Annotated in this window: 11 protein-coding genes; 1 reads left to right on the top strand and 10 read right to left on the bottom strand. The window is 45.3% G+C overall.

The features are described 5' to 3' along the window. Positions 1–298: 298 nt before the first annotated feature. The gene (locus IP510_RS04180; protein WP_010195997.1) at positions 299–793 is read left to right on the top strand and encodes a pyridoxamine 5'-phosphate oxidase family protein; all 495 of its coding nucleotides are present in this window, start codon (positions 299–301) and stop codon (positions 791–793) included. 99 nt (positions 794–892) lie between these two features. Here the strand turns inward: IP510_RS04180 and IP510_RS04175 are convergent, their stop codons facing one another. The 10 genes from IP510_RS04175 to IP510_RS04130 form a co-directional block, all read right to left on the bottom strand. Then, positions 893–1,666, bottom strand: a complete 774-nt coding sequence (locus IP510_RS04175) for a hypothetical protein (RefSeq protein WP_194363522.1) — start codon at positions 1,664–1,666, stop codon at positions 893–895. 225 nt (positions 1,667–1,891) lie between these two features. Further along, positions 1,892–2,572, bottom strand: coding sequence for a CDP-diacylglycerol--glycerol-3-phosphate 3-phosphatidyltransferase (pgsA, locus tag IP510_RS04170; RefSeq protein WP_194363521.1), 681 nt, complete (start codon positions 2,570–2,572; stop codon positions 1,892–1,894). A 695-nt stretch (positions 2,573–3,267) separates the two neighbouring features. Next, on the bottom strand, positions 3,268–4,470 hold the full coding sequence (locus IP510_RS04165; RefSeq protein WP_194363520.1) for an NAD(P)/FAD-dependent oxidoreductase: 1,203 nt from the start codon (positions 4,468–4,470) through the stop codon (positions 3,268–3,270). A gap of 288 nt (positions 4,471–4,758) precedes the next feature. Then, positions 4,759–6,720, bottom strand: a complete 1,962-nt coding sequence (gene acs, locus IP510_RS04160; protein WP_194363519.1) for an acetate--CoA ligase — start codon at positions 6,718–6,720, stop codon at positions 4,759–4,761. Between the two features lie 499 nt (positions 6,721–7,219). Beyond that, complete coding sequence (locus IP510_RS04155; RefSeq protein WP_194363518.1) at positions 7,220–8,452, bottom strand: ABC transporter substrate-binding protein; 1,233 nt, start codon at positions 8,450–8,452, stop codon at positions 7,220–7,222. Between the two features lie 130 nt (positions 8,453–8,582). Next, positions 8,583–10,553: an AMP-dependent synthetase/ligase gene (locus IP510_RS04150; RefSeq protein WP_194363517.1), complete on the bottom strand. Its 1,971-nt coding sequence runs from the start codon at positions 10,551–10,553 to the stop codon at positions 8,583–8,585. Positions 10,554–10,558: 5 nt separating this feature from the next. Then, positions 10,559–11,353 carry an ABC transporter ATP-binding protein gene (locus IP510_RS04145; RefSeq protein WP_037032897.1) on the bottom strand — a complete coding sequence of 265 codons (795 nt, stop codon included), beginning with the start codon at positions 11,351–11,353 and terminating at the stop codon, positions 10,559–10,561. A gap of 47 nt (positions 11,354–11,400) precedes the next feature. Further along, complete coding sequence (locus tag IP510_RS04140; RefSeq protein WP_194363516.1) at positions 11,401–12,168, bottom strand: ABC transporter ATP-binding protein; 768 nt, start codon at positions 12,166–12,168, stop codon at positions 11,401–11,403. Continuing rightward, entirely contained in the window at positions 12,165–13,262 is a 1,098-nt protein-coding gene (locus IP510_RS04135; protein ID WP_194363515.1) for a branched-chain amino acid ABC transporter permease, read from the bottom strand. The genes IP510_RS04140 and IP510_RS04135 overlap by 4 nt, the downstream gene beginning before the upstream one ends. Before the next feature lie 60 nt (positions 13,263–13,322). Further along, entirely contained in the window at positions 13,323–14,201 is an 879-nt protein-coding gene (locus tag IP510_RS04130) for a branched-chain amino acid ABC transporter permease (RefSeq protein ID WP_194363514.1), read from the bottom strand. Between the last annotated feature and the right edge of the window lie 305 nt (positions 14,202–14,506).

The following is a 14,506-nucleotide window of genomic DNA, read 5'->3' as shown; positions in this document are numbered from 1 at the left end:
TATTTGCAGAATAGCGAGCTTGCGCTGACCTCTAGTCGCTATCCTTTTAACTTTGCACTGGATAATCAGACAGCAAAAATACACAGCGTCACACTTTTTACCTAACCCTCATACTCCTTACAAACTCTCACATCGCATTACTGGGCACCTATATAAATGTATGGGTACAACTCGGTATTCTAGTCTGAGTTGTTAAGGCGACAATCGTTTTTGATCTTTCAAATACGCTTTGTCCGAATAAAAATTACTACTATAAGAACTCAACTACCTAAATATTTTAAAGAAAAGGAAATCAATTATGAGCAGACAAGACCACATCGATAAAGTACAAGCACTGGTAAAAGAAGTGAAATTTGCCATGATGACCACTCGCACTCACGAAGGCCATTTACATGCCTGCCCAATGACAACGAGTGAGACAAGTATTGGCGCAAAAGAGATTTGGTTCATCGGTGATAAGACCACTGAAACCGTCAGCGATATCCAGAAAGACCCACAAGTGAACTTGGCCTATGTCAGCCAAGATGCAAAAGACTATGTCTCAATCAACGGTAAAGCAGAGTTGGTCGAAGACCAAGAGAAGCTCGATGAGCTATGGTCACCAATCTACAATGCATTCTATGAGCAAGGTAAAGAAGATCCAAACGTCCAATTAATCAAAGTCGTACCACATGGTGCCGAATATTGGTTAAGTGGCAGCTCAGTCGTCAATATGTTTAAGATGACAACTGCTGCAGTCATGGACGGCAAAAAAGCGACTAATCTAGGCGAAAACAACTCTGTAACGCTATAAGAATCTGTTATATGAAAGCAAAATAGTAGAATACAAAAACGCCAGTGGCTAATGCGACTGGCGTTTTTATATGATTTATCTATTATCTATTGATAGGCATTATTGTGGTGGTTTAGCATAGCCATTATCTGCTGGATACGCTTGCGGTTGCTGAGACTTAGGTTTAGCAGGATCATATAGTCCATAGATGGCCGTACCAATCACACCCGTATTGTTGATAGAACCCGAGCTGGTATTGGCAGCATAAGCACTTTCTGGATTGCTAAATATAAAGGATGCCACTGCGCTTTGGCTCTTGCGAAAACCCTCAATCACCAAATCATCATTGGGACGTAGCACATATCCGCTGTCCTGACGACTGGCAGCACTACCATCGATGACATTTATACCATCCACACTAGCGACAATCTCATACGTGTTGGGGCTGTTATTGTTGTACACCAAACGATAGGCCTGCCCTGCTTGACCTTGCACATAATAATTGCCTGAGTCTCGATATAGTGACAGCTCACCCGTATCCGTCTCTATCGAAAAATCAACCTTCCCTGCCAGCAGAGACATGCTATTAACCGCACGTCCTTTGTAAGACTTATCTGCATAACGCACCTGCATTTGCTCGATAGGCTGACTACTCATGCGACGCAAATCAACCGTTGTCACTTGAGAATCAACGTCATCGCCCCATTTGGTACCCAAACGTTCTGACTCTGTCGCGTCTTGAGTGGCCGACATTTTAGACGACTCTGCTTGGATAGACTTATCTTGCTGAATCGTTGGGGTGGACGACTCCTGCATGCTTGGCCCTGATGAGCAGCCCGTTAGCAATGCCAGTAATAAAATGGCAGCACCTGACTGTTTTTGATGTAACGTCATACCGATCTCCCTATTTAAATGACATATGGCCACACTTCAATCAACTTCCCTGTGTTTGCTCTTTTATATTTTATCTACTATTTCTGAGTATATAGAAACGATGCAAACAATCAATGGCTAAAATAAATCGGTCAAAAACTACTGTTTACAGTCAGCCATAAAAAATACCAGTGGCTCATGCGACTGGTATTTTTTATGGCTGCTAAGGTAGGTTGTACTACCACGCTATCCGCTTTGCTTTAAATATGGCCAAGCCGCTCTGAGATAAATCATCATCGACCATAATGTCAAAATAACAGCGGCAACCATCAGCACATAGCCAATCATTTCGAGCGACTGCCAATTGAGCAATAGCACCGTGATGGCGACCATCTGAAACGTAGTTTTTAGCTTACCCACATATGAGACTGCCACGCTGGTACTTTTGCCCAGCTCTGCCATCCACTCACGCAGTGCAGATACAGCGATCTCACGCGAGATGATGACGATAGCGGCTATCGCCATAATAATATTGGGATGCCACTGTACTAGGATTATCAGCGCTGCCGCCACCATGAGCTTGTCCGCGACTGGATCCAAAAAACGCCCAAAGGCTGACATGACATTGAGCTTACGAGCAAAATACCCATCGAGCCAGTCGGTAATCGCGGCAATGATAAAGACGCCAGTCAATAGCAAATGGCGTAATAGGCTGTCGCTAAACTCGCTCATCCCTACTCGAGCGATGACATTGTCTGAGATGGCTGGCATGCCAATACCCATCGATGGTGGCCAATAGGCAATCGCGACAAACAATGGGATCATCAAGATACGTGCAATAGTCAGATTATTAGGCAAGTTAAAAATACTCTTGGTATTTTGTGAACTTGGCGGCTCCTGCGTATGCAAATGCGTGCTGTCAGTCATGGCAAACCCAGTTTAATATAGACGTAATAATGGCAGATAGCTTAGCATTTTTCGGGCAAGGCGTCATGCCATCTCTGTAGCAGCTCAGTTATTGATTCAATTACTGACTCAGTTATTAATAATATCAACATGAAGCGTCTGTACAAAGTAAAAGATAGTCTCATCGCTATCTTTTACTATTCGTCATAAGCTATTAAAAATATTAAGCGCTTTTATCCATAATGCTAATGCAAGACACTGACATACGTTTATTGACAGAATCTATCACTATTCAAGCAAAGGATAGGCCAATCTCCATATCACTTATAACGTAATATACTGTAACCACAGCCCCTTATCGGGCAGCAGTTGCGCTATGATGGTGACTAGAAAAAACACTTGTACACTTAAATATGTAAGCAAACATGTACGCCCATTGTACTTATCAAAACTGCCCTAATAGATATTAGTTGTAGAACCTATAATTATAACAAGTTACGCCCACGGCCTCTGTAGTCACCTACACTATCCGTTTTCCTCAGCCCACAGTACCTCCTCTGTGGGCCTTTTTTTGCGTGCTTTTTATGAAGGTGTCTTTTACTTACTCAAAAACTGGTTGCCTAAACTCTGAAGCGCCCACATATGTTTTGGACAATCAATATCATAGGGCAGTACTGTAGTTATAAACAATACTGAGGCTATAGACAGCACTGGGGTTATTTCGTTTTCCAAATAGCATCAACTGTCTGTTGTGCCATTTGATAGCAGCTTTCAATATTGCCTTTCGCGCACCAGTCGCCACTGACGATCCATTGCTTGGTTTCATCGACCAAGATGCTTAGCTCTTCCCTGTCCTTATGTACGATAGTAGCTGCATAACGCCAACGATGACAATCTGTCTGGCTAGGTGTGCTGTCCTCGTCCCAATTTAATGACTGCTTTGCTGCCTGCAATAGTTGTTCCTTGACTGACTCCATATCGTCGTCAACGTGCGCTTGCGACCAGTCATTACGGGCATGAATGGTCACACTGGGTAGCAGGTCATCATGGACGGGTTTTTGATGTTCAATAAATATTCTATCGATGATAGCACTATCCACATAAGCCACATCCCACTGTGGTATTGCCTGATGATTGAATGTCTCAGGCAATGGTTGTGATTTATCCCAACCAAGCATCAGCGTATAGCAAGCCTGCATTTGCGCCTGCGTAATTTTATTTTTTTCACTAAATCCACTGTCTGCCATTAGCTCCACTGCCTGACCGTTTGGCACTGTACAGATCACCCAATCAAACCATCCAAGACTGGTTCCTGCCTCATCGAATAACTCTGTTTTTTGACTGTCCGAATGAAGAGTGTTTTGATGCTGGATGTTTTGATAATGAGAGTATTGAGCGAGCGTTGCCACACGAGTCTTAAACGCGATGGTTGTGTGCTTAAGCGCAGCGGCAAGCTCACGCCCCCAACTGGTCATTTTGGGTGTACTGATATAACGGGCATGGATGGTATCCCACTGCTCCTTATTTTGGATATCGGGAACTTGGATATCAGGTGCTTGAATATTCGCATCCACTGGCGTGAGTTCAACCACTTTGGCGCACCACGGCTGTAGCAAACCTGTCTGCAACCACGGCGCAATAAACTGTTGAAAGCTACCCGTCTTGGCTGTAAAGAACTGCGCGCCGAACGACCATTGCCAGTTTTTACCAGTTTCACTATCGCTGCGATAACGCGTCGCCAAACGACCGACACTGCGCGACTTTTCAAAGATAGTGATTTGCGGATTCTTAAAGGGCGTTTGGGTTTGATTCGATGCGTGCTCTAGCAAAGTGGCAGTGAGCAGTCCTGTTAGGCCACCACCGATAATGGCAATCTTTGGAGAAGGTTTATCAGTTGAGTATAAAGCGTGGTCAGTCATAATCACAATAAGCCTTATTAGGTATGTGGCAAAAATTTATGAATCGCGAGTGTAGTGTGTTAAATGTTGTTTTATGATGGATATTGAACCGTCAAAACAACTTAATATCAATATCATCTACGTAAAAAAAGCCATGCTATTCTCGATAGCATGGCTTTTTGGACTTCTATGAACATAGATTAATAGTTGCCCTTAATCTGAATAGATAGCCCATTGATCAGGCAATCAATCAGGTTATCAATCAGGTTATCAATCAAACTATCAATCAAACTATCAATCAAGCTAAGGTTAGTCTCCGCGACCTGCTTTGACAGCATCGACCAAATCATTAATCACTGAGCTATCTGCCAATGTGGACAAATCACCCAACCCGACATATTGTCCAGCAGCAAGATTACGTAGGATGCGACGCATGATTTTTCCTGAACGCGTCTTTGGCAGTGCATCCACTAGATAAATGGCATCCAAGGTAGCAATTGGGCCAATCTCAGCACGCACATGGCGTTTTAGCTCGGCTTTTAGATCGTCTGTTTTTTCTTCGCCAGACTTTAGAATGATAAAAGCACAGATGCCTGTACCGCGAATCTCATGCGGCATTCCAACAATTGCAGCCTCAGCAGTGGCTGGGTGAGCCACGACAGCACTCTCAATCTCTGCCGTACCCAAGCGATGTCCTGCGACATTGAGCACGTCATCGACACGACCTGTGATCCAGTAATGTCCATCTTCATCACGTTGGGCACCATCACCTGTGAAGTAACGACCTGGATAATCACTAAAATAGGTTTTCAAAAAACGCTGATGATCATTATAAACGGTACGCATTTGCCCAGGCCAGCTACTGCTTATCACCAGATTACCTTCTGCTGCACCCTCTAGTGTTGCGCCTTCACTGTCTACGATTTCTGGTTTGATACCATATAGTGGCAACATCGCAGCACCTGGTTTTAGATCCACTGTACCTGGAATCGGTGCCATCAAAATACCACCCGTTTCAGTCTGCCACCACGTATCAACGATTGGGCACTTACTGTCACCGACAACATTATGATACCAATCCCATGCTTCTGGATTGATTGGCTCTCCGACCGAACCAAGCAGGCGTAGGCTGGAGCGATCTGATTCTCGCACAAAAGCATCGCCCTCTTTCATCATTGCTCGAATGGCTGTCGGTGCTGTATATAAGATAGTCACGTCATGCTTGTCGATGATGTGTCCGATACGTGCCCACGTTGGATGCTCAGGTACCCCTTCGAACATCACAGTCGTCGTACCGTTGGCAAGCGGTGCATAGGTCGAGTACGTGTGCCCTGTAATCCAGCCTACATCGGCTGTACACCAGTAGACATCGTCTTCTTTGATATCAAACACATCGCGAAAGGTAGACAAAGCATAAGTAATATAGCCGCCCGTGGTATGCACAACGCCTTTTGGCTTACCTGTTGAGCCAGAGGTATATAATAAGAAGAGCGGGTCTTCGGCATTCATCACCTCAGGCTCACAATGCTCTGACTGACCATCGACTAGATTATGATACCAAACATCACGGCGACCACTCATCGGTATCGAGTTACCCGTACGATGGACGACGATGACTTTTTCGACACTGTCAGTACCATCCATGTCCAGCGCTTGATCGACGTTGGCTTTGAGCGGTGTGTGTTTACCGCCGCGCAGGCCTTCATCCGCAGTAATGACCACCTTTGAGCGACTGTCTATCAATCGATTGCCCAAGCTCTCGGCAGAGAATCCGCCAAACACCACCGAATGTACCGCGCCAATACGAGCACATGCCAGCATCGATACCATGGCTTCCGGTATCATCGGCATATATAGCGTCACGCGGTCGCCTTTCCCGACCCCAAGCTTACGCAGCGAATTACCTAGACGGCAGACGGCTTCATGCAGTTCTTTAAACGAGATAATTTTGTGCAATGAGGGATGATCGCCTTCCCAAATAATAGCGGGTTTATATGGGGTTTTTTCGAGGTGACGATCGAGGCAGTTGACTGAGATATTCAGTTGACCATCTTCAAACCATTTGATGCGAAAATCGTCTAAGTCATAATTGACGTCACTGACTTTGGTGGGTTTTTTTATCCAATCGATAAGCTCAGCACGTTTCGCCCAAAAGTCATCGCGGGTTTCGTTAGAGTTGATAGAGTGATGGTAGTCTTTGAGATATTGATCAGCATTGGTATTGGCAGCAGCCATAAATTCGGCTGTGATTGGAAATGATTTTTGCGTCATAGTATTCGTCCTTTTTAATTATTACAACCTAGGTAGATAGTTGTCTAAAACGATCATCTATATAGGTAATAAGAGTCATCTTCCATAATGTGTGACACTCGTTTATAGTTTGACAAATAAGCGTGACGGTTGCAAGGCATCAAACGCCAAACATAACAATTTTACTGCACATCTATATACTTAGGTACAGATAGTCCCATCCTCACAAAGCGACTAGTTTGTTCATCCCAGTTAATTTCGATTCTCTACAGCTTATTGCTTATTGTTATATTAGGTATGGATTTTAGACTTATAAAAAACGATAGACTATAGTCAGTTCAATATAATTTCGATACAAGGAAACCGAGTGCAAGTTATACATTAGTATGCTTAGCGAGGATGACGATGTAGCGGATTTATATAGACTTGACTATATAAAATACAAAGTTCATAAGCGAGACAAGCCATACAACTGTACGGCTTGCTGCTATCAAAATTTCACTAAATGAATAATGCGTACTTATTTGAGCTGTGTGACGGTTTTCCATGCGCCGCTTTGTACTTGCGACAAGTACACATCATTAAAGGCAACATGGCTCTCAGGCGTGATGGCGACAGTAGATCCTGTGATGCCATCTACAAAACTCACCGTTTCCATACCTTTATTGAAGGTATCGGCATTTAAATCTTTGCCGGCCGCTTTAAGTCCTTCAACCGTGATTCTTGCTGAAGTATAGCCAAGGATAGCACCTGCTGATACATCTTCCCCTGTGGCTTTTTTATACTTTTCAATAAAAGCCTTGGTCTCAGGCTCATTCGCTCTCAAAGCCAAGTCGTTATAATAAGAAACCGCATATAGGCCTTCACTTGCACCGCCCGGTGCCTCAGCCACTGCAGGATGAAAACCTGTTGCAGGAGCGATGAATTTCACGTCAGTCCAGCCCATAGCGTTCGCTGTTCCTACCGCAGTGATGGCACCACGTATCGTAAGAGATAGGCCGATTAACTCACAATTGGCTTCTTTTAATTTGGCGATTGCACCAGCAAAATCTGTTTCATCAGGACGATGCGAGCTGGCCTGAACCAGCGTGACGTTAGGGTTGTTATCGCTGATATCCTTAGCCGCCTCATTGGTCTCTTCACCATAGTCTGAGGGGATATACATGACGCATAAATTTTTAATATTATTTTCGGCAATTAGGTATTCCATACCCATCTTCATGGAGTCGTAATAGGTACTACCCATCGTATAACGGCGATTGAAAGCCCCTTCTTCTTGCATAGGTTTTGCAAAAGTGATCGGCATAATATTAGGGACATTAGCGCGATCCATAATAGGGAAACTTGCTAAGTTATGCGGCGTACCAAGCGACATCAGCATCCCAAATACTTTATCGCGGCTAACGAGCTTATTAGCAGCCTGTACCGCCTTTGGTACTTGATAAGAATGATCCTCGACGATGTAACGAATCTTTCGGCCATTGACACCGCCTGCCGCATTGACCTCATCAAAGTACATATTGGCACCCGCGACCGCCGGATTACCGAATCCTGCAAACGGACCTGATAGATCATTGGCACCGCCCAATAGAATCTCCGTATCCGTAACACCTTGTACCGGAATATCGCTAGTAGTAGCAGCGGCCTCAGTATCTGTACCAGCTTCGGCAGGCGTTTCGGAATTGCTGCAGCCTGCTAGACCTATCGTACCAACAGATAGTGCCAGTAGCGTCGTCTTGAATGTCCATTTCATTGCCTTTCTCCTTGCGACTCAGTCGCTGTTAGTTTGATGCTTTTGAGATTAATACTGTCGAGATTGATGCTTTCAAGGTTGAGATAACGTTAAAAAATCTGAACGGTGCTAATTGATGACACGCCACAGCTCAGTACATAGAATCGATAAGAGCATGATGCTTTTTCTCAACCAAACTTCTTTTTAATTTCATAGTGGCGGTCAATTCGTCATCTTCAGGACTGAGCAGCACATCAATGAGCCTGAAGTGCTTGATGGTTTCCACCTGAGCTAACGTCTGATTGGTAGATTGGATAACCTCATCTATCAAGGCGATGACTTCTGGCGCATGACACAGCGAGCGAAAATCTGAGAACATCACTTGATTGTCTTGCGCATACTTTTCGACATTTTCCTGATCGATCATAATCAGGCAGGTCAGATATTTGCGTCTATCGCCGATGATGACGGCGTCTGAGATATAAGGCGAGAACTTAAGCTTGCTCTCAATCGCAGCTGGTGTGACGTTTTTGCCACCTGCGGTGATAATGATGTCCTTAATACGGCCCGTAATGAATATATAGCCCTCTTTTATTTCGCCGACATCACCAGTATGTAGCCAGCCATCCCGTAAGTCCTCAGCGGTTTTTTCGGGCTTATTCCAGTAACCTGCAAACACGTTCGCGCCTTTTACGAGTATCTCCCCGTTGTCGGCGATACTGACTTCAGAATCGGGTAATGCCTTACCTACGCTGCCGGCCATTTGTGCTTCAGGTGTATTTACCGATATCACACCCGCACTTTCAGTCATGCCATAGCCTTCATAGATAGGCACGCCTATCGCATGAAACCAGCGGATAATATCTAGCGATATGGGCGCGGCCCCAGTGGTGGCACGGCGAATATTACTCATGCCTATCAGGTCACGAATTTTATATAGCACCAGCTTGTTCCAAAACTCGTAACGCAGTCGTTGAGCTGTCGTGGGCGTATTGCCTGCCATCACGATATCAGCGTGGTTATGACCTGCTTTTATGGCCTGATCAAATGCCCAGCCATTAAGCGCACTCGCGTCACTACGCATATTACTGATGGAGGCGTACATTTTTTCCCATAATCTAGGCACGGCGGTAAAGGTATCAGGCGAGACTTCTTTCATATTTTCAAATACCGTCTCTGTGCTCTCAGCGAAGTTGACGATACAGCCTCGATGAATAGGCAGATCCACTGACGTTAGCCGCTCAAGAACATGGCATAAGGGCAAAAAACACAGCTGCTCATCAGTAGGCAATATAGGGAGAATATCAATGCTTGTCTTTAGCTCAAATAGGACATTGGCATGCGTTAAAATCGCGCCTTTTGGGTTGCCTGTCGTGCCAGACGTGTAGATTAAGGTGCGTATATCGTTCGCCGTGCCTTGATCGATATAAGCGCCAAAACGCTCTCTGGCATTTTCAATACTTCGACCGATCGTATATAGATCATCAAGGAAAACAACCTGATCATCCTCTAGGCTACGCAAACCTTTACGCTCAAAGACAATAACCTTTTTAACGTTAGGCGTCTGTTCACGAATCTCTAAAAACTTATGCAATTGCTCATCGTTTTCTACGATCAAAAACTTAGAATGGCTATCATTTAGTATATAAGCAAGCTGCTCGGGACTGTCTGTCGTATAGACACCATTGGGTATCCCGCCGACGGCGCAGATGCCCATATCACAATAGAGCCATTCTTTATTGTCTTCGCTCAAGATAGAGACGGTATCGCCTTTACTTAGACCAAGCTCGATCAGTGCCATGCCGATATCGCAGCCATGATGATAATAGTCAAGCCAACTGTAACTCTGCCAAATACCAAAGCTCTTTTCACGATGCGCAATCCTATCGCCTCGGCTCAAGCAAACCTGTCGCCAGAGTTTGCTCAGCGTATCGCACCCTTCTAGGATTTGGGGCGGATGATCGAAAGGCGCATTGCGTATCTGTTGACCAGTCTCGTCATCATGATTGTCGGAGTAATCGTGAGACGATACTGGCGCGGCAGATGTGACTTTCGTGACCGCCGCATCAGTAGGAGAAAGTGAAGTATTGTTTTCAGTAGGAACATCAATAGAGGTCGTCATGATTATTATCGCCAAGTCTTTTTGCGTTTCCACCGAGTGGCTTCCGCAGTGTTGTCTTTGGTTTGTCCCAAATAGAACTCTTTAATATCATCAGAGTGCATCAGTTTGTCCGCTGAGCCTGCCATGACAATACGCCCTGTCTCTAACACATAACCGTAATCCGCAGCTGCCAAGGCAACTCTGGCGTTTTGTTCAACCAGTAAGATGGTCACGCCTTGCTCTTTATTAAGTCTGCGAATAATCGCAAATATCTCCTGTACCAATAATGGCGACAATCCAAGAGACGGCTCATCAAGTAGCATGAGAGAGGGTCGTGACATCAGTCCGCGACCGATAGCGAGCATCTGCTGCTGACCACCGGACATCGTGCCCGCTGCTTGAGTGCGGCGATCTTTTAAGATGGGAAAATACTCATAAATCATCTCGACATCGCGCTGTATCTCAGACTTGTCACGCCGAGTATAAGCGCCCATCGCCAAGTTTTCGGCGACATTCAAAAAGGGAAATACCTCGCGCCCTTCGGGTACGTGCGACAGTCCTTTTTTGACCAAGCGATCAGGTTCAGTGCCATCGATACGCTCGCCGTGGAACCACACTGCTCCTTTGCGAGGGTTAATGACACCAGAGATAGTCTTCATTAACGTCGTCTTGCCCGCCCCATTAGCGCCCAAAATAGTGACAACCTTACCTTCGGGCACCTCTAGACTCACGCCTCTCAATGCCATTACCGGACCATAAGCGGATTCTAAATTTCGCACCTCAAGCACGTTGTTTTTTACTTCAGAGTCGACCAAATTCATTTCAGTAGCCGGCGCGGCAGAGGATAGTGATTTTTTGATAGATGACATTACACACTCTCCTGTCCAAGATAGGCTTCAATAACCTGTGGATTGGCTTGCACCTCAGCTGCCGTGCCCTGAGCCAAAAACTTACCTTCAGCGACGGCCAACACTCGATCTGACACCCGATTCACAAGACTCATGTCATGCTCTACCATCAAGATAGTCAGGCCAAGATCCTTTTGCATGTCTTCGATCCACCATGCCATCTCGGACGTCTCCTCTACGCTGAGACCAGAAGCAGGCTCATCGAGCAAAATAAGCTTGGGGTTAGCGGCTAATGCGCGCGCAATCTCGACCACCTTTCTAATGCCATAAGGTAAACCTGCGATCAGCTTATCTCGATAAGGCGCTAACTCTAAAAAATCGATGATTTTTTCAACTTGTAGACGATGCTCACGCTCACTACGGCGCACCTTTGGTAAAAACAATACGTCCTGTATCCATGATGTATTACGCTGCGAATGTCGACCGATAAGCAGGTTTTGTAACACGCTTGAGTGATCAAACAACTCGATATTTTGAAAAGTACGGGCAATGCCCAGTTTTGCGATATCGTGAGCAGGCAGCTTGGTAATATCAGTCCCATCAAAAGTAATACGACCACTAAGCGGCTCGTACAGGCGACTGATTAAGTTAAAAATCGTGGATTTACCAGCACCATTAGGCCCTACGATCGTGAATACTTCGCCCTCGTTTACCTCAAAGCTAATGTTATCAACGGCTTTGACACCACCGAACGCGATAGATAAGGAGTCAACTTTTAATAAGCTCATCGCATACGCTCCGTTTTCAGATAAGTTTTAGAACGGCGGAATAGTCCTTTTCGATATAACGGAAACATCTGGAACCAAGTCCGTATCTTTATCCAAATACCGTATATACCGCGTGGCTCATAGATGATCATGACAACAATGACTAAAGCAAATAGCGCCGTATCAATACCAGGAACACTCGTGATACTAGAACCCGTACTTTGACCGATGACATCGCCTAAGATAGCAATCACTTGTGGTAATAAAACAACGACGACCGCACCAAAAAACGCCCCATGTATCGAGCCCAAACCGCCGATGACAATCTGCAATAGTATGGTTATAGAGATGATAACGGTGAAGCTCTCATAATTGACCGCTTGCACAAAGTGCCCGTACATCGCACCGCCAACAGCAGTAATCGCACAAGATATGCTAAAAGCGAGCGTTTTGGCTTGTGGTACATTGACGCCAAGCGCGCGGGCGGAGACTTCGCTGTCTCTGATGGCTAAGAACGAGCGCCCAGTGCCGCTTCTGAGCAAATTGATATACCCTAAGGTCACCAGCACTACGAGCGCAAGGCACAAGTAATAAAAGGCCTTTGGCGTGATATAGCGATCGATGGTGTAGCCAAAGAGGTTAATGGGAGAAGCAAAGGTACCAGAGATGCCGCCAGTAATAGGCTCAGCCACGATAGCGATGTCTTCGACGATAATACTAAGCGCCAAAGTCGCGATGGCTAAATAGATACCGCTGGTTCTCAAGATAGGTCTGGCAATGATAGCGCCGATGACTCCAGTGATGAGCGCACAGGCAATCAAGGCAGGGAAAAAATTCCACCCTCGCGCCATCAGTGCCATGTGGCTAAAGGCGCCTATCGCCATAAAGGCGGCATGACCTAAGCTGACCTGTCCTGTATGCCCCGTCAAGAGCATCAGACCCAGTCCAGAGATAGACCAAATCAATATGGCGCTGAGCTCACTAATGTAATAGTTGCTCAGTAGCCAAGGCGCCATTAATAGTAGCAAGAGGAGTACTCCATACTTTATGAGTTGGCGTTTGTCATCGAAGATATTGATATCTTGATCATAACTGTGTTTAAACTGGGCTTTCATGGGCAGTACTCATCCTTGAAAAGGTTTGGAGGCCGCTTTGTCATCCTTGAATCAAAGCTTCTATACTTTTTTCTGTTTTACCTGAGAAAAAATACCGCCTGGACGTACAATTAGTACGATCAACATAACCACATAAGGCGCAATTTGACTTAGGCCTAGCGGTAGATAGCGACCAGCAAAGGGCTCTATCACCCCTACCAGCAACCCGCCTGCCAGCGCACCAGGCAATGAGCCTAATCCGCCAATCACGGCAGCGGCAAAGGCCTTGATACCGAATAGTAGTCCGACAGAAGGCTCGATCGCGCCTTTGGCGGCAAATAGTATGCCGGCAAGCGCCGCAACCACCCCTGACAATGCCCAAACGATACCATTGACGCGCTTAACGGGAATGCCCATATAGTAGGCTGCCATTTGGTTCTGGCTACTGGCTTGCATCGCAATACCGAGCCTAGTGTGGGCAAAAAAGAAGTATAAAATGGAGGTTAATGCGATGGTAGATATGATGATAATGATGTCAACATAAGCGATACTCAGCGAGCCTAATGCCAACATTTTGCCTGAGAATGGTGTCTGTAGTGAGACTGGGCTATGTCCCCATATGAGACCTGCGACAAAGCGCATTAAGAATCCAAGTGAGATGGTCAGGATGACCATCGCAAATTGCGGTTGACCAAAAATACCACGTAGGACAAAGCGATCGAGTAAGTAACCAAATGCGCCCATGATAATAGCAGCAAAGGTGATACCTAATAAGAAGGGAAAGTTTGCCTGATCGGCATTAATGAAAGATATGCCTAAAAAGGCACCGAGCATCAGCATGTCGCCTTGGGCAAAGTTTACCGCCTCTGAGGCTTTGTAGATGAGTACAAAACCGAGCGCTAACAGCCCATATATACAACCATTAGCAATCCCGCTAATGAGTAGTTGTAGGATATCCATAAATTCCCTTTTGTCTTAACAGTGTCATCCGTGACAATGTTTGAATAAGCGGTTCAGTCGGCTGGCTTTTAATGCACCTACTTTTGAAGACATTCGTTTTCTTCAAATAAAACGACTAAAATTGTAATCAGTCATCAACGTGGCAATAGTGGCAGCGGGTAATATTCATATTTTTACATTATACTAACTATGAATTATTGTCTACATAAAAAGTAAAGTTATTCAATGATTTATAGCAATTAGGCTAAAGCTATTTATATTACTCGCCCAAAAACACTGCCATTATTGCCATGGTATAATTGGGA

This window comes from Psychrobacter sp. NG254, from assembly GCF_015277735.1.
GTDB lineage: Bacteria > Pseudomonadota > Gammaproteobacteria > Pseudomonadales > Moraxellaceae > Psychrobacter.
Note: the sequence above shows the minus strand (reverse complement) of the source record. Positions and strands in the feature narration are given on the sequence as shown.